Origin of the sequence: Bartonella clarridgeiae ATCC 51734 (genome assembly GCF_000518185.1) — a bacterium.
In the GTDB taxonomy this organism is placed as follows: domain Bacteria; phylum Pseudomonadota; class Alphaproteobacteria; order Rhizobiales; family Rhizobiaceae; genus Bartonella; species Bartonella clarridgeiae.
The window spans coordinates 85,562-103,655 of record NZ_JADC01000010.1 but is presented as its reverse complement, the minus strand read 5'-3'; the positions used below and the strand labels follow the sequence as shown (position 1 = coordinate 103,655).

The following is an 18,094-nucleotide window of genomic DNA, read 5'->3' as shown; positions in this document are numbered from 1 at the left end:
GAACAAAAAGACGTGTTTTGGATTATTCCTGTGCAAGATTATTACTATATGTAATAAATTTTCTTTTCCTATGACGTTTTTTTAGAATAATTTTAGAATAATAAGTATTTCCGCTATACATAAATTTTAATTCAATTCTTAATACTAGATTTAAATCGATTGCGTCTTTTACCCAACTAAAATCTTCTTTCCAACCAAATTTTTTGCACAACTCAGACTCTAACTGGTCATTCGCAGTTTTGTTCTTTAATTTGTTTTTTTTTACATTCTCCTATTCATACTCTTTTTTTATGATATCGTTTTCTAAGAGTAACCTTACAATCGCTATTCATCACGAAATATCTTATCATCCTCCGAAAGCTTCTTCATTTCAATCGGATCTTCTTTTCTTCAGCAAAAGCATCTACAAGTATAAGAGAATTTTCAGACTTTTTTACGAATTACATTCAAATTAATACCATAGTAGATTTTTTTCTTCAATGATTTCCTTTTTTTGCATAAGATATTTGATTTTTTACTAAGAGTTAAATCAGAAAGGGATTGACTGTGAGAGATTCCTTAGTAAAGTAGACTCAGATAAGCATATTTTGCTTAAATATTACATAAAGTTATAATTAGTAATTTTGGAATGTAGCCATATTATTCTAATTTCTTTACAAAAGTTAGATAAAACTCTTATAACTGTTTAACCATTACGTTATCTGTCGCAATTATTAAGCGGCGCATTCTGTTGCCATTTCTGCAAGCTGTGTCATAATAGTTGTAGCACCAACAAGTCTTTCATTTATTGTAGTCCAATCACGAATAAGAACAATACTTTGGTCTGGCCGAATTTTTGCCATCGAGCCTTGTTTCTCAATCCACTGAACAAGAGCAATACCACTTTCAAAGTAATTATTACGAAACTGTATAACAATCCCCTTTGGTCCAGCATCTAATTTTTCCACATGTGCTTTTCTACATAATGTTTTTATATAAAAGACTTTAAGTAGGTTTTGAACTTCGAGTGGTAAAGGACCAAAGCGGTCAATTAATTCAGCTCCAAATTCATCAATTTTTTCTAGATTATCAAGCTCTGTCAAACGATGATAAAGCCCCATACGTAATGATAAATCAGGAACAAAACTTTCTGGTATAATCACTGTTGTACCGAGAGAAATTTGAGGTGACCACTGATTATCCGTGTTATATTCGTCATCTTTTAATTCAGCAACTGCCTCTTCAAGCATTTTTTGGTAGAGTTCAAAACCAACTTCTTTAATATGTCCTGATTGCTCTTCACCCAATAAATTACCTGAACCTCGAATGTCCATATCATGACTAGCTAGTTGAAAACCTGCACCCAATGTATCAAGAGATTGTAAAACTTTAAGACGACGATCTGCTGCAGGAATTAAAACTTTGCCAGAAGGAAAAGTAAAAAGCGCATAAGCGCGTTGTTTTGAACGCCCTACTCTACCACGTAACTGGTAGAGTGCAGAAAGACCAAACATTTCAGCACGATGCACAATTAATGTATTTGCTGTCGGAATATCAAGACCTGATTCAATGATGGTAGTTGAAAGTAATACGTCATATTGTCCATCATAAAATGCATTCATAATATCATCAAGTTGTCGAGCTGGCATTTGTCCATGTGCTATAACAAATTTAAGTTCAGGCACATGCGTTTTGAGATATTCTTCTACATAAGAAAGATCAGAAATACGAGGGCAAACATAAAAGCTTTGTCCACCTCGATAATATTCGCGCAATAATGTTTCGCGTATAACCATCACATCAAAAGGTGAAATAAAAGTACGTACAGCCATTCTATCAATAGGCGGAGTCGTGATTAATGAAAGTTCACGTAACCCTGATAAAGCAAGGCTTAAAGTTCTTGGTATAGGAGTAGCTGAAAGTGTAAGAACATGAATATCACTTTTTAGCTTTTTTAGACGCTCTTTATGTTTTACTCCGAAGTGCTGTTCTTCATCAATGATAAGAAGCCCTAACCGTGAAAAATTGACTGAGTCATTGAGTAATGCATGTGTTCCAATAACAATATCGATAGTACCCTCTGAAATACCTTTTTTAACTTGTGCCAGTTCTTTCGTTTTTACAAGCCTTGACAAATGAGCAATCTTAACCGGTAACCCTTCAAAACGTGACATAAAGGTTTTGTAATGTTGTCGTGAAAGTAAAGTTGTTGGCACAACAACAGCAACTTGATAACCATTTAATGCTGTAACAAAAGCACTTCGAATAGCAACTTCTGTTTTGCCAAAACCAACATCACCGCAGATTAAACGATCCATTGGTTTTCCTGATGCTAAATCATCTAAAACAGCATCAATCGCATCCATTTGATCATCTGTTTCCTCATAAGGAAAACATGCAACAAATTCATCAAAGAGCCCTACTGGTGGGGTTAAAGCAGGTGCAGAACGCGTAGCGCGTTCTGCAGCTATACAGATCAATTGACCAGCAATTTTCAACAAATGCTTTTTAAGACGTGTTTTACGTGTTTGCCAACCAGCACTCCCTAATTTATCCAATGTTACATTCGTGTTTTCTGATCCATAACGAGATAAAAGTTCAATATTTTCAACGGGCAAAAATAGCCGATCGCCTCCAGCATAGTTGATTTCTAAACAATCACGTAAAATTCCAGTTGTCATAATAGTTTTGAGACCAATAAACTGTCCAATACCGTGATCAACATGTACAACGATATCACCAGAATTTAATGAAGTAATTTCAGAAATAAAATGCGCCTTATTCTTGCGCCTTTTTAGTGATCTTACTAGTCGATCACCAAGGATATCTTGTTCTGCTATAATAACAAAATCTCCAATTTCAAAGCCATGTTCTATCATTAGAACAGCAGCTAAGATACGATCACGTGGTGTCGCTTTTACAGTTTGCAAGGATTTTGCAATTTCTACTTTTTGTAACCCGTGTTCATCAAGAACTTGCAGTAAACGATCCATAGATCCTTCACTCCAAAAAGCCAAAAGTACTTTCTTTCCAGCAGATCGTAATGAAGCAATATGATCAACCACACTTGAAAAAACATTTTTATCTAGAGCATTACGTTCTTTTATAAAATCATAGCCTTGTGTAACATTCGTATGAATAACTGTTTGTTCAACTGTTTGTGAAATATTAAAAGGTGTAAAATCAATACGCTGACCAGATTGTTCTATACATGTTAAAACTTGTTCTGGTGTCCAATAAAGAAGATTAGGATCTATTGGATTGTAAGAAACAGCATTTTCTTGATTACTTTCGCATTCTCTGCGAGCACTATAATAATCTTCAATAAGGCGATGGCGTTCAATGAGAACTTCTTCTATCAGATGCTCAAAAACAACAGGTAAATTACCACAATGATCAAAAAAGCTATTAAGATTTTCATAAAAAAATGGGAGCCAATGCTCCATACCTGGAAAACGCCTCCCTTGGGAAACAGCTTCATAAAGCATATCACTTTTTTTGGGTACACCAAAAACACGAATATAATTGCTTTTAAATCGGCTGATGAACTTAGGAGTGAGGATAATTTCACTCATTGGCTGCAAAAATAATTCTGTTTTGTTCGCTATTGTTCGTTGTGTAGCTGAATCAAATACGCGAATTGCCTCTAAGGTATGGCCAAAAAAATCAAGACGCAGAGGCTCTGTATAACTAGGAGAAAAAATATCAATAATTCCTCCTCTTACAGCAAATTCACCAATATCACGTACAGTTGCAACGCGTTCAAAGCCATTACGTTCTAAATAATGAATCAAATGTGTCATATCCATGCATTGACCAACACGCGCATGGATAATTTGTTCATCAATCATTACACAAGGTGGCAGTTTTTGAATAATTGTATTTGCTGTTGTTAGTATAATTGCAGAACGTGGATTTTTACGCAGGTCTGACATATGAGCCAAAGCTGAAAGCCGACGTGCAGTAATAATTATCCCAGGTGATACGCGATCATAAGGTAAACAATCCCATGCCGGAAACTGAAGAACAGGTAAATTAGGTTTAATAAAATTTAAAGCTTGCTGTAAATAAGCCATTTTTGTTCCATCACGGACAATGTAAACAAGTGGTTTATCTTTAGCAATTTCTGCACTTAATTTAGCAAGTGCAAAAGCTTCAAATCCGTCAACAACACCATCAAAAATCATATAACCATGCGTATTTTTTGGAATAATAATTTTTTTTAATATAGCCATTTTAATTAATTAAAATTTATACGAGAACGATAATTTATAATGTCGCGAAAAAGTGGACTATCTACCTTATATGGTACAGAAACTTCCCCTGTAATCCATGTTAATAAATCACGATCTTCAAAAGACATAATATATTCAAGTTCAGAAACTGTCTGATCATTCATCTTAGCAATATGTGCATCAACATATTGGCCCAAAATCAAGTCCATTTCACGAATGCCTCGATGCCATGCACGAAAAATCAATCGACGACGACGTGAATCCAATTGATTTTCATCAATGGCTAAATTTGTCATAAAAATCTCCTTAATAGGTGAAAATAAACATATACTATAGTGTTCTTTTTAGAATAAATTTTGTATCTCATATTAAGGAAGTTCAATAATTTTTTTTTCTTTAAGTGTAATTCGACGGTGCATCTGTTTAGCTAAACCATAATTGTGTGTGGCAATAAGAGCCGCAAGACCAGATTGGCGAACAAGTAATGATAAAGCTTGAAATACATAAGCTGAAGTTATAGGATCAAGATTTCCTGTAGGCTCATCAGCTAAAAGTACAGAAGGTGCATTTGCTACAGCACGTGCAATCGCAACACGTTGTTGCTCACCTCCTGATAATTCTGATGGACGGTGTTTAGCGCGATGAGCAACGCGAAGATAGGTTAATAATTTAAGGGCACGATTTCCCGCAACTGATTTTTTCAATCCTGCGATCATTTGAGGAATCATAACATTTTCTAAAGCTGTAAATTCTGGAAGCAAATGGTGAAATTGATAGACAAAACCAATATGATTTCGTCTGATTGCTGTCCGCTCATTATCAGAACATTTTGCACAAGAGACACCGCGCAATAAAATATCACCAGATGTTGGTTTTTCCAATAATCCAGCAATATGAAGAAGTGTTGATTTTCCGGAACCAGACGGCGCTACAAGTGCTACAAGTTCTCCACGTTTTAGAACAAAATTAACTTTGTCCAAAATAACTAAAGGTTTGTCATTATCAAAAAAATATCTCTCAATCTCTACAAGCTCTAAAACAATAGACATTATTCATACCTCAAAGCTTGTACAGGATCTAATTTAGCAGCACGCCAGGCCGGAATAAGTGTCGCAAGAAAGGATAAAAACAAAGCCATCATAACTACCATAGCAGTTTGCCCCCATTCAATCCGTGCTGGCAATTTTGCTAAAAAATAAAGCTGAGGATTAAAAACATCGACATTAAACAACCAAGATATAAAATCCTGAACATGATTAATATTGATAGTAACTATAATTCCTAAAATCAAACCCAATATCGTTCCAATAAGTCCAATTACCATACCAGTGATAATAAATATATGCATAATCGCACTTTGATCTGCTCCCATTGTGCGCAGAATTGCAATATCATAGCTTTTATCTTTTACAAGCATTATCAATCCTGAAATGATATTCAAAACAGCAACAAGGATAATAAGAGAGAGAATAAAAAACATAACATTTCGTTCAACTTGTAAGGCTGAAAAAAAAGCTTGATTCCGCATACGCCAATCAATTAAATTAATTTGTTGATTAACTGCTTTTTCTATCACCGGCTTTATTTGATCAATGGCATCAGGATCATTAAGAAATAACTCTAGAGATTGAATTTTTTCCCCTAGATTAAAGAAAATCTGTGCTTCATGAAGAGGCATAAAAATAAATATTGAATCATATTCTGACATACCAACTTCAAAGATAGCAACCACTTTATAAGCTTTGACACGTGGCGTAACTCCAAAGGGCGTGTCATCACCATTTGGTGTAATGATGCGAAGATCACTTCCGACTGTAAGACCTAATTTTTCCGCCAAACCACTTCCAATTGCAACACCTTCTTCTTTATCAAACTGAGCAAGTGTACCTGAGATAATATTTTGAGCTACTGTTTTAAGCTTCTCTAAATCCTCTTGACGTACACCACGAACTAAAGCACCAGTTCCTCCTTCAAAATTACCCTGAACAAGAGCTTGTCCTTCAATAATAGGTAGAACAAATTTTATACCTTTGGTAGATTCCAGAGAAGAAATAAGAGTATTATAATCAGTAAAATTGGAATCAATTGTTTGCACAACAAGATGCCCATTCATCCCTAAAATACGACTAAGAAGCTCTGTCCGAAAACCATTCATGACTGCCATAATAACAACTAAAGCAAAAACTCCCAACATAATTCCAATTAAAGAAATAATTGAAACAATAGATGTAAACATATGTTTTTTATTAGGAATCATATAACGGAAAGCAATCATCCATTCATAAGATGAAAATCCTTTATTTCTCAAAACATTCATAATATTGCCTAACACATTATAGAGAATCGGTTGAGTGCAGCTTCAACCGTTAAAATTTCTCTAGCATCTGTTTTTCGGTCTTTAATTTCAACTTCATTTTGTGCAGCACTTTTAGGACCAATAATCATTTGTATTGGAAGACCAATCAAATCCATTGTTGCAAATTTTGATCCAGGACGCTCATTCGTGTCATCTAACAATGGATCAAAACCGCCATGTATAAGTCGCTGATAAAGAGTTTCACACATATAGCTACATTTTTCATCATCTGGTTTCATATTAATGATACCACAATCAAATGGTGTAATTGGCTTTGGCCAAATAATACCATGTTCATCATGAGAAGATTCAATGATCGCTGCCACAAGACGCGAAGGTCCAATTCCATAAGATCCCATAGAGATCAAGTGCTCTTTTCCATCTTGCCCCATAACTTTTGCTCCCATTGGAGCAGAATATTTAGTACCAAAATGAAAAATATGTCCTACCTCAATACCGCGCGCCGCAAGCTTATTATTGGTAGAAACTTTACTCCACTCCTCTTCATTGTGCATTTCTTCCGTTGCAGCGTATAAAGATGTCCACTGCCTAACAATGTCAGCCAAAATATCCTTATCAGTAAAATCAATTGAAATAGGTGGAACAGTAAATTCAAGAAATCGTTTGTCACAAAATATAGAACTTTCACCTGTTTCAGCTAAAATGATAAATTCATGACTAAGTTCACCACCAATTGGACCTGTATCAGCACGCACAGGAATTGCTTTCAAGCCAATGCGAGAAAAGGTACGTAAATAAGCAACAAACATACGATTATAGGATGTTTTTGCACTCGCATAATCAAGATCAAAAGAATAAGCATCTTTCATCAAAAATTCGCGTGCGCGCATTACACCAAAACGTGGACGAATTTCATCACGAAATTTCCATTGAATATGATAAAGATTAAGTGGAAGATCTTTATAAGAACGAACATATGAACGGAAAATATCTGTTATCATCTCTTCATTGGTTGGACCATAGAGTAAATCACGGTCTTGACGGTCTTTAATGCGCAACATTTCAAGACCATAATCATTATAACGGCCACTTTCACGCCAAAGATCGGCAGATTGAATCGTTGGCATCAATATTTCTACAGCACCAGCTCGTTCTTGCTCTTCACGAATAATCTTGCAAATCTTGTCAAGAACTTTTTTGCCTAATGGTAACCAAGAATAAATTCCTGATGTTTGTTGACGCACCATACCAGCGCGCAACATAAATCGATGTGAAACAACTTCTGCTTCTTTAGGATTTTCTTTTAAAATAGGAAGAAAATATTGAGAAAGACGCATTAAAATTTATCAACTCCTAATTAAACTTATCAAAGTGCAGCAATTTTAAAAATTATATTTATAGCTACATTCTGAAAGCTTGCAAATATGACGATAATAATATTGAAAATATTATGTTCTATCTTTTTATTAAAAATAATAAGTGAATATTAAAATACTTTTTTATTTTAATTGATGTAAAAAAACTACACAGATAGGCTTTTTCCCCCAAATCTTGTTAACAGATGCTCTTACTGCACGCCTTGCTGCTTTCCGGACAAGTTCATTATCTTTTCTCTTAATACGTGGAATACCATTAATGGCATTTTCGATAACATTTAAAAGAATATCTTCTAATAATTCCCCTGCCCCATTACTTTTAGGGAGACCACATGTGATAAGTCCAATATCATCAATTAAATCATGCTTACTATTCATATGAAGAGAAACAGCAACATGACCAACATAACTTAGTTTGCAACGTTCACGAATACCTAATTCGTCTTCATCACCAAGAAGAAAACCATCTTTATAGATACGACCAACAAGGACTTGATCGGTAACTTCTGCTGGTTCTGGTGCAAGACGAAATATGTCACCATTTTTAATCCTAGCGACTGTCTTTATGCCAACTTGATGTGCTAAAGTTGACTGAGCTGTAAGATGTACTGCTTCACCATGTACAGGAACAAGTATCTGTGGTTTTGTCCAATCATACATTTGCAAAAGTTCTGAACGACGGGGATGGCCTGAAACATGAACGAGAGCATCACGATTCGTGATAACATTAATACCCTGATCAATAAAACGATTTTGTATATCAATAATAGCTTTTTCATTGCCTGGAATATTACGTGACGAATAAATAACTGTATCACCAGGAGAGAGAACAATATTTTTTATTTCATTTCGCGAGAGTTTTGCTAATGCAGCACGTGGTTCACCTTGACTACCAGTTACCACCAAAACAATATCTTTTCTCAGAGTATGGCCATAATCTTCTTCTGTTATAAATGGTGCTAAACCATCCATATAACCAAGCTCTTGCGCTACCATAACACTACGCTTTAAAGAACGCCCTACTAATAGAACTTGACGTCCAACAGATATAGCAGCAAGAACAATTGAGCGTATACGCCCAATATTAGAGGCAAAAGTTGCAATAGCAACTCGACCTTTAGCTTGCAAAATAATTTCAGAAAGACTTTCCTGAACTTGTTTTTCTGATGGCGACATACCATCTTGAAGTGCATTAGTTGAATCACATAGTAAGGCTAATACACCTTTATCTCCTAAAGCGCGAAACCGTTTTTCATTTGTTACAGCTCCAAGTGAAGGTGTATGATCAATTTTCCAATCTCCAGTGTGAATGACATTTCCTAAAGATGTTGTAATGGCTAAAGAAACAGCTTCTGGAATTGAATGATTAACAGCAATCGCTTCAATTGAAAACGATCCAACCTGAAAGCAATCGCCAGATTGAAAAATATTGACTGGAATTTCATGAAGTTCAGAATCTGATTGCCTTTTACTCTCTAACAATCCAGCTGTAAAACGAGTGCAATAAAGTGGAATTTTAAGCTTTGGCCATAAATCAAGAACAGCACCATAATGATCTTCATGAGCGTGGGTTAAAATAAGGCCACATATATTATGTCTTTCATTTTCTAAAAAACGAATATCCGGCAAAATAAGATCTACTCCAGGTAATTCAGGACCTGCAAAACTAACCCCCATATCAACAAGTAACCATTCACGACAATCTTTAGGACCAAATCCATAGGCAGCTAGATTCATTCCTATTTCTCCGACTCCTCCTAAAGGTAGAAAAACCAATTCATTCTTTTTAGCAGCAGTCATAGATGTCTCCTAAATCATTAAGATAACTCATGCTGAAATAAAACTTTATAAGTCAATTACAACCGGCATTAGCAGAAAAACCTAAACCAAAATGAACATCTCCAGATGTTATGATTGTTTGCTGACCATTTGTTTGTTTTACAATACAGTTAAAATTACAATCAAGACCATCAAAAGTACCTTCAATGATCCTTTTATCGTTGATTACTTTAATATGTTGCCCAACATGAGAACAATATAAAAGCCATTTTTTACTAATTATGTCACATCCATTCGATTGTTTCCAAAGAAGATAATTTTCAGCAAAATATTGTGTTAGAACCGTAAATAATTGTTTTCTATCAACATTCAAACCAATATTTTTTATACTTGAAGTTGGATATGGTGCATCTTCATAATGGTGTTCTACATTCATACCAATACCAATAACCAATGCATATTTTTGTGAAGTTAATTTAAAAAGCTCAAGCAAAATCCCACAGCTTTTAGCTCCTTTAAGCAAAATATCGTTCGGCCATTTCAAACTAACAAGGTTATTAATTTGTTTTTCATTTTTTATAAATTGTTTTATAGCCTCTACCATACTCACTCCAGCAACAAAACTAAGTTGAGCAGCAGTCTGGTGAATAATATCGTCAATTAATAAAAGGCTAGAATAAAGGTTTCCTTTTGGACTACTCCATATTCTCCCTCTTCTGGCTCTTCCCTGTGTTTGCTCATTCGCAACAATCCAAAGATAACCATGATGACCAGCATGTGCTTTTTGCTGTGCAACAAGATTTGTTGAGTCAACACTTTCATATGCTTCAATATCATATCCTTGTTTTTGTGCAAAATCTGATAACACATAAACCATGTTCAACTAAAACAATGCTGCAGCTGCTTGTTCTGCTAATTTAGAAAACCAAATTCCAAAAAATACGTAAAATAAAATAAACAATGCAGAAAGACTAAGACAAAACTTAAGTTCACCCGATAAAGAAATAAAGCTAGATTTTGCATCATCAAACCACATGATTTTGATGAGACGTAAATAATAAAAAGCACCAACCACAGAAGCCAATACACCAACGACAGCAAGTGGAGTAAGACCTGCATGAACAGCCGCAGAGAATGTATACCATTTACCAAAAAAACCTGCCATAGGTGGTATACTTGCTAAAGAAAAAAGCTGGATTGTCATAATAATAGCCATAAATGGATTGCTTTTTGCCAATCCTGCAAGATCATAAATATTTTCAACATTTCCGTCATGCGATCGCATGCCAAGAATAAAAGCAAATGAACCAAGTATCGTACCAAGATAAATAGTCATATAAATGATAACACCTTTTACCCCAACCATATTTCCAGCAGCTAACCCAACAAGCGCATACCCCATATGACTAATCGACGAATAAGCCATTAGACGCTTAATATTACTTTGACCAATTGCAGCAAATGCACCCAATATCATTGATGCAATCGCTATAAATATTACAATTTGCTGCCACGCAGGCATAAGATCATCAGAATTATTAAGTGGAATAAAGGCAACAACAATTATACGAATAGTTAATGCCATTGCAGCAATTTTAGGAGCACCAGCGAAAAACGCTGTAATAGGTGTTGGCGCACCTTCGTAGACATCAGGAGTCCACATGTGAAATGGAACAGCAGAAATTTTGAACGCCAAACCAGCTAAAATAAAGACAATTCCAAAAATAATGCCTAACTGTAAGGTTTCACCTTTTAAAGCTAATGCAATTTCATGGAAGCCAATTTGACCGGTAAAACCATAAAGCAATGAAATACCATAAAGAAGTAATCCTGAAGATAATGCACCTAGAACAAAATATTTTAATCCAGCTTCAGAGGATTTAATATTATTGCGATTAATTGCAGCTAAAACATACAAAGACAAAGATTGTAGCTCTAAGCCCATATAAAGAGATAACATATTACCTGCTGAAATCATGAACATCATGCCAAGGGTTGCAAATAGAACCAATACTGGAAACTCAAATATATCAAATTTTTGAGTACAGGTAAAAGAAACAGACATAATAAGAGCAAATAATGCACCGATAAGCGTTAAGATTTTCATATAACGGCTAAAAGAATCAATAATGAGTGCATCTATGCAAAAAATACCACTTTTCGGAAAGACTATCATGATAACAATAGTTGCAATAAGAAGAGCGATTGTTAACCCCGTAACAGTTAAATATGAGTGCACACCGGAATAAACACCGATTAAAAGCAGTGATATCGCTCCCAATGCAATTAAAATCTCAGGAAAAATTAACACTAATTGAGCTATTATTTCAGTTTGCATGAGCGTTCATCTTTTATTTAGTGCAGCTGGTTGATCAAGGCTTTTACTGCAGACGTTGTTGTTTTAAAAATCGGTGTTGGATAGACACCAAAAAATATTGTAAGAATAACCATTGGATAAAGGGTGAATTTTTCTCTTGGTGATAAATCAAGAAGAACTTTCAAATTTTCTTTATCTAAAGAACCAAAAATGATACGCCGATAAAGATAAAGTGCATAAGCCGCTGATAAAACAACACCAGTTGTAGCAAAAACAGCAATAAATTTATTAATTTGGAAAACACCTATTAGGGTTAAAAATTCACCTATAAATCCAGAACTTCCAGGTAAACCAATATTTGCCATAGTAAAAATCAAGAAGACAACAGCATATTTGGGCATGTTATTTACTAAACCGCCAAATGCCGAAATTTCACGCGTATGCAGACGATTATAAATCACTCCAACACAGAGAAATAAAGCTGCTGAAATAATTCCATGCGATAGCATCTGATAAATAGCACCTTGAATACCTTGTTCATTAGCAGAAAAAATGCCCATCATTACGTATCCCATATGCGCTACTGATGAATAAGCGATAAGTTTCTTTATGTCATTTTGAACAAGCGCAACTAACGATGTATAAATAATTGAAATAAGCGATAACGTGAAAACTAAAGGAGCAAAATCAGCTGAAGCAATAGGAAACATTGGTAACGAAAAACGAATAAAGCCATAACCACCCAATTTAAGTAATATACCAGCTAAAATAACAGAGCCTGCTGTTGGTGCTTCTACATGAGCATCAGGTAACCATGTGTGAACTGGCCACATTGGCATTTTAACTGCAAAAGAAGCAAAAAATGCAAGCCATAACCATATCTGCATATGTGTAGTAAACTGGTGGGTCAACAAAGTTGGTATATCAAGTGTACCTGCTTCCCAATACATAGCCATAATGGCAACCAGCATAAGTACTGAACCAAGCAAAGTATATAAGAAAAATTTCATACTTGCGTAAACACGACGCGCTCCACCCCAAACACCTATAATAATAAACATTGGAATAAGGCTACCTTCAAAAAAGATATAAAATAAGATCGCGTCAAGAGCACAAAAAACTCCAATAATTGCGACTTCTAGAAGAAGAAAAGCAATCATGTAATCTTTTAATCTATCTTGAATAGTGTTCCAACTTGCTAAAATACAGAAAGGTAACAGAAAAGCTGAAAGAACAACAAAAAGTACAGAAATACCATCAATACCCATATGGTAACTAATATCACCACCTAACCAATGGAATTTTTCAACCATTTGAAAATCAGAGTTTGTATTATCAAAACCTGCCCAAATAACTAAAGAAATAACAAAAACAAACATAGCCGTAAAAAATGCCACATTGCGTATATTGCATTTTGCTTCTTCACTATCGTCCTTGATTAATAAAATCAGAAATACACCAACAAGTGGCAAAAATGTAACAGTAGAAAGAATAGGCCAGTCTGTCATTAGTTCAAGCTCCCGATCATCATCCATGTAATCAGTGCTGCTACACCAATCAGCATTGTAAATGCATAATGATAAAGATAACCTGTTTGTATTCGAACAACTTTATTAGTGATATCAATAATACGTGCTGCAATACCATTTGGACCTAAACCATCAATAATCTTATTGTCACCCACTTTCCAAAAAAAGTTACCAATTCCCAAAGCAGAACGAACAAACAAAACATTATAAATTTCATCAAAATACCATTTGTTATAAAGAAATCGGTATAATATAGGCAAAAATTCAGCAATTTTTTTAGGAATTGAAGGAACTAAAATATAAAATAAATAAGCTAAAATGGACCCAAGGATCATCGCTGTAAATGGTGACCACTTTACCCAATTGGGTACATTGTGTAATTCATGAAGAATATGATTGTGACTTCCTGTAAATAATGCACCTTTCCAAAAAGAATCATAAAAGTCACCCAAAAAGTAAGGTTGGAAAATTACACCAGAAAACAATGCTCCAATAGATAAAACAAATAATGGAACCAACATAACCGAAGCCGATTCATGCACATGATGCATAACATCAACAGTTGCTCGCGTCTTACCATGAAATGTCATAAATACAAGCCGCCAAGAGTAAAAACTCGTTAATAAAGCAGATACAACAAGAAGCCAAAAAGCATATTCTGAAGCAATATTATGCGATGCAAAAGCAGATTCTATAATAGCATCTTTTGAAAAAAAGCCTGCAGCACCAAAAAGAGTTCCAGGAATTCCAAAACCTGTTAATGCAATGGTTCCTATAAACATCATCCAATAAGTTGTTTTTATATGTTTATATAATCCACCCATTTTTCGCATATCTTGCTCATCAGATACAGCATGAATTACAGAACCCGCACCAAGAAATAATAAGGCTTTAAAAAAAGCATGCGTGAAGAGATGGAAAATAGCTGCTCCATAAGCCCCAACTCCTAACCCAACAAACATGTAACCAAGCTGTGAACAAGTAGAATAAGCAATGACGCGCTTGATATCATTTTGTACAAGTCCCACAGTTGCAGCAAAAAATGCTGTTGTTGCCCCAATGATAATGATGACTGTTAAAGCATTCGGAGAAAGTTCAAAAATTGGTGACATACGTGCAATCATAAAAACACCAGCTGTTACCATTGTTGCTGCATGAATGAGAGCAGATACTGGAGTTGGTCCCTCCATTGCATCAGGAAGCCATGTGTGTAAAAGAAATTGTGCTGATTTACCCATAGCACCGACAAATAAAAGAAGGCATGTAATAGTAATTACTGTTTGTCCACCAAAATAGCCTTCTAAAAAAGTCATACCTTTTATAAAATTATTGTCTGCAGCTTTTGTAAAAATATCTACAAAATTAACTGACTGAAACAAAACAAAAATATTAAAAATTCCTAAAAGAAAACCAAAATCTCCAACACGATTAACCACAAAAGCTTTCATTGCTGCTTTATTAGCAGAAGCTCGCTGAAACCAAAAACCAATCAGCAAATAAGATACGAGCCCAACACCTTCCCATCCAAAAAACATTTGAATTAAATTATTAGCTGTCACCAACATAAGCATCATAAATGTAAACAAAGAGAGATAAGCAAAAAAACGAGGTCTTGAAGGATCATGATGCATATACCCAATTGAATAAATATGAACTAATGCTGAAACACTATTTACTACAACAAGCATGACAGCTGTCAATGTATCAATATGCAAAGACCAATTGAATGCTAGTTTACCAATAGTTATCCATTGCAATAATGGTATATCGACTGTTGAATCATTACCAAAAATAATACTCAAAAAAACTATCCATGATAATCCAGCAACAATTACCATAAAGCTAGATGTTATAAGCTCACTGGCACGAGGAGCTAAAGTTTTTCCACCTATTGCGGCAATTAAAAAGCCTAAAAGCGGAAGAAAGACGATTATATAATACATCACACTTATCAGCCCTTCATCACATTAACATCTTCAACCGCAATAGAACCGCGGTTACGAAAAAAAACAACAAGAATTGCTAAACCAATTGCTGCTTCAGCAGCAGCTACTGTTAAAATAAACAAAGAAAATACCTGCCCAACTAAATCATGAAGAAAAGCTGAAAACGCAACAAAATTGAGATTGACTGAGAGTAATATAAGCTCAATTGACATAAGAATAACAATCACATTTTTTCTATTTAGAAAGATACCAAGAATACCAATTGTAAATGTCAATGCAGAAACAGTGAGATAATGAGCAATATCAATGTACATAATAATCTTTCCACTAAATACCTTTACCTGATTCAACTTTTTTTATTTCAATTGCATTTTCTGCTGTTCTAGCAACTTGAACTGCAACCGACTGTCGTTTAACACCTGATCTGTGACGAAGTGTGAGAATAATAGCACCAATCATCGCAACCAATAAAATCAACCCTGAAATTTCGAAATAGAAGACATAATCTGTATAAAGAATATCTCCTAGTGCTTGTGTATTTGTCCGCTGTGTTGAATCTGATGTTGGTTGTGTAACATGAATTTCTGAAATTGGAGAAAAACGGTTATTAATAAAAACAAAAATAAGCTCTATGGCGATAATAACACCAATAAAAGCACCAATGGGAGCATACTTTAGTGCACCGCTTTTCAATTCAGCGAAATCAACATCAAGCATCATAACTACAAATAAGAATAAAACTGCTACAGCACCAACATAGACAACTAATAGGATAAGTCCTAAAAATTCCGCTCCTGCGAGTAAAAATAAAGCTGCAGCATTAAAAAATGCCAATATTAAAAATAATACTGAATGAACAGGATTACGCGCAGAAACAACAATGACCGCGCTTATAAGCATGATGAAAGCAAAAATATAGAAAAATGCCACCGCTAGACCTGTTAGCATGGGCTTCCCCTCAATTAATTAAACAATTGGTATGAGAATTCATACCAGATTACCACTTATCGGATACATTATCCGACTTCTCCATTTAATAATACACCTAACGATAAGGTGCATCTATTAATATATTACGAGCAATTTCTCGTTCCCAACGATCTCCATTGTTTAAAAGTTTTTCTTTATCATAATAAAGTTCTTCACGCATTTCTGTTGCAAATTCAAAATTAGGTCCTTCCACAATAGCATCAACTGGACAAGCTTCTTGACAAAAACCACAATAGATACATTTAACCATGTCAATATCATAACGAATAGTTCTACGTGTGCCATCATTACGCCGAGGTCCTGCTTCAATTGTAATAGCCTGTGCAGGACAAATTGCTTCACATAATTTACATGCAATACACCGTTCTTCTCCATTCGGATAACGACGCAAAGCGTGCTCACCACGAAAACGTGCAGAAACAAAACCTTTTTCATAGGGATAATTAATTGTAGGTTTTGGAGCAAAAAATTGACGCATTGCCAGAAAAAAGGCACTCACGAATTCCAATAGAAGGAGTGATTTTGCTGCTTGAATAAGACTTGACATATAAAATTTCCTCTTAAACTAAACCAGTATATTGCAAAACAGAAGCGGTCATTACAACCATTGCCAATGAAATAGGAAGAAATACTTTCCAACCAAGACGCATTAACTGATCATAGCGATAACGGGGTACAAATGCTTTAACCATAGCAAATCCAAAAAATACAAAGCAAACTTTCAGAACAAACCAAATCACACCAGGAACCCAATTAAGCCACCAAACATCAAAAGGAGGCAACCAACCACCTAAGAACAGAATAGTTGTCAATGCACACATTAAAACGATAGCAACATATTCTCCAAGAAAAAAAAGCATATAAGGGGTTGAAGAATATTCAACCATGTGCCCAGCAACAAGCTCAGATTCTGCTTCAACCAAATCAAATGGGGGACGGTTTGTTTCTGCCAGTGCAGAAATAAAAAATATAATAAACATTGGAAAAAGAATTAACCAATTCCAATCAAGAAAACTGCTGAATGGTAAACCAATACTCTTTCCAAAACCTTTATTTTGTTCAAGAACAATTGTTGTAAGATCTAATGAACCACTTACTAAAACAATTGTAACAAGAACAAGACCAATTGAAACTTCATAAGAAACCATTTGTGCTGCTGAACGAAGAGCTCCTAAAAAAGGATATTTTGAATTTGATGCCCATCCTCCCATAATAACACCATAAACTTCAAGAGATGAAATAGCCAGTATATATAATAAACCAACATTAATACTTGCAATTTCCCAACCTTCATTAACCGGAACAACTGCCCATGTTGATAATGCAAGTGCTGCTGAAACAAACGGAGCAAGAAGAAAAACACCTTTGTTAGCACCTGCAGGGATAATAGGCTCCTTAACAGCAAATTTAATTAAATCTGCAAAAGACTGCAATAAGCCCCATGGACCAACGACATTCGGTCCACGTCGTAACTGTACAGCTGCCCAAATTTTCCTATCCGCATAAAGCAAATAAGCAATCAAAACCAAAAGAACAACTAAAAGGAGAAGCGTTTTGCCCACTATAATCAATAATGGCAATAGCCAGATTATAAAGAAATCGTACATAATTGTTCCTTTTCCTCTC

At 34.9% G+C, this 18,094-nt stretch carries 14 protein-coding genes; all 14 read right to left on the bottom strand.

From position 1 onward, the window contains the following. Nucleotides 1–713: 713 nt before the first annotated feature. The 14 genes from mfd to nuoH all read right to left on the bottom strand — a co-directional run bounded on the left by mfd (nt 714) and on the right by nuoH (nt 18,075). Complete coding sequence (gene mfd / locus T420_RS0102740) at nt 714–4,214, bottom strand: transcription-repair coupling factor (protein ID WP_013545056.1); 3,501 nt, start codon at nt 4,212–4,214, stop codon at nt 714–716. A 5-nt stretch (nt 4,215–4,219) separates the two neighbouring features. Beyond that, nucleotides 4,220–4,510: an FAD assembly factor SdhE gene (locus T420_RS0102735; RefSeq protein ID WP_013545055.1), complete on the bottom strand. Its 291-nt coding sequence runs from the start codon at nt 4,508–4,510 to the stop codon at nt 4,220–4,222. 72 nt (nt 4,511–4,582) lie between these two features. Further along, nucleotides 4,583–5,263: an ABC transporter ATP-binding protein gene (locus tag T420_RS0102730; RefSeq protein WP_013545054.1), complete on the bottom strand. Its 681-nt coding sequence runs from the start codon at nt 5,261–5,263 to the stop codon at nt 4,583–4,585. Beyond that, nucleotides 5,263–6,531: a lipoprotein-releasing ABC transporter permease subunit gene (locus tag T420_RS0102725; protein WP_013545053.1), complete on the bottom strand. Its 1,269-nt coding sequence runs from the start codon at nt 6,529–6,531 to the stop codon at nt 5,263–5,265. Before T420_RS0102725 ends, T420_RS0102730 begins: the two co-directional genes overlap by 1 nt. A gap of 8 nt (nt 6,532–6,539) precedes the next feature. After that, nucleotides 6,540–7,868, bottom strand: coding sequence for a proline--tRNA ligase (gene proS / locus T420_RS0102720; protein ID WP_013545052.1), 1,329 nt, complete (start codon nt 7,866–7,868; stop codon nt 6,540–6,542). A 162-nt stretch (nt 7,869–8,030) separates the two neighbouring features. Continuing rightward, the gene (locus T420_RS0102715; protein ID WP_013545051.1) at nt 8,031–9,707 is read right to left on the bottom strand and encodes a ribonuclease J; all 1,677 of its coding nucleotides are present in this window, start codon (nt 9,705–9,707) and stop codon (nt 8,031–8,033) included. Between the two features lie 52 nt (nt 9,708–9,759). Beyond that, the gene (locus tag T420_RS0102710; RefSeq protein ID WP_026501116.1) at nt 9,760–10,569 is read right to left on the bottom strand and encodes a biotin--[acetyl-CoA-carboxylase] ligase; all 810 of its coding nucleotides are present in this window, start codon (nt 10,567–10,569) and stop codon (nt 9,760–9,762) included. Next, complete coding sequence (nuoN, locus tag T420_RS0102705; protein ID WP_013545049.1) at nt 10,570–12,024, bottom strand: NADH-quinone oxidoreductase subunit NuoN; 1,455 nt, start codon at nt 12,022–12,024, stop codon at nt 10,570–10,572. Between the two features lie 17 nt (nt 12,025–12,041). After that, nucleotides 12,042–13,511 (bottom strand): NADH-quinone oxidoreductase subunit M, encoded by a 1,470-nt coding sequence (locus tag T420_RS0102700; protein WP_013545048.1) that lies wholly within the window; start codon nt 13,509–13,511, stop codon nt 12,042–12,044. Then, nucleotides 13,511–15,475: an NADH-quinone oxidoreductase subunit L gene (gene nuoL, locus T420_RS0102695; RefSeq protein ID WP_013545047.1), complete on the bottom strand. Its 1,965-nt coding sequence runs from the start codon at nt 15,473–15,475 to the stop codon at nt 13,511–13,513. The genes T420_RS0102700 and nuoL overlap by 1 nt, the downstream gene beginning before the upstream one ends. Before the next feature lie 8 nt (nt 15,476–15,483). Next, nucleotides 15,484–15,792: an NADH-quinone oxidoreductase subunit NuoK gene (gene nuoK / locus T420_RS0102690; RefSeq protein ID WP_013545046.1), complete on the bottom strand. Its 309-nt coding sequence runs from the start codon at nt 15,790–15,792 to the stop codon at nt 15,484–15,486. Nucleotides 15,793–15,805: 13 nt separating this feature from the next. After that, nucleotides 15,806–16,426: an NADH-quinone oxidoreductase subunit J gene (locus T420_RS0102685; RefSeq protein WP_013545045.1), complete on the bottom strand. Its 621-nt coding sequence runs from the start codon at nt 16,424–16,426 to the stop codon at nt 15,806–15,808. 97 nt (nt 16,427–16,523) lie between these two features. Then, nucleotides 16,524–17,015 carry an NADH-quinone oxidoreductase subunit NuoI gene (nuoI, locus tag T420_RS0102680; RefSeq protein ID WP_013545044.1) on the bottom strand — a complete coding sequence of 164 codons (492 nt, stop codon included), beginning with the start codon at nt 17,013–17,015 and terminating at the stop codon, nt 16,524–16,526. Nucleotides 17,016–17,028: 13 nt separating this feature from the next. After that, the gene (gene nuoH / locus T420_RS0102675; protein WP_013545043.1) at nt 17,029–18,075 is read right to left on the bottom strand and encodes an NADH-quinone oxidoreductase subunit NuoH; all 1,047 of its coding nucleotides are present in this window, start codon (nt 18,073–18,075) and stop codon (nt 17,029–17,031) included. Nucleotides 18,076–18,094: the final 19 nt, after the last annotated feature.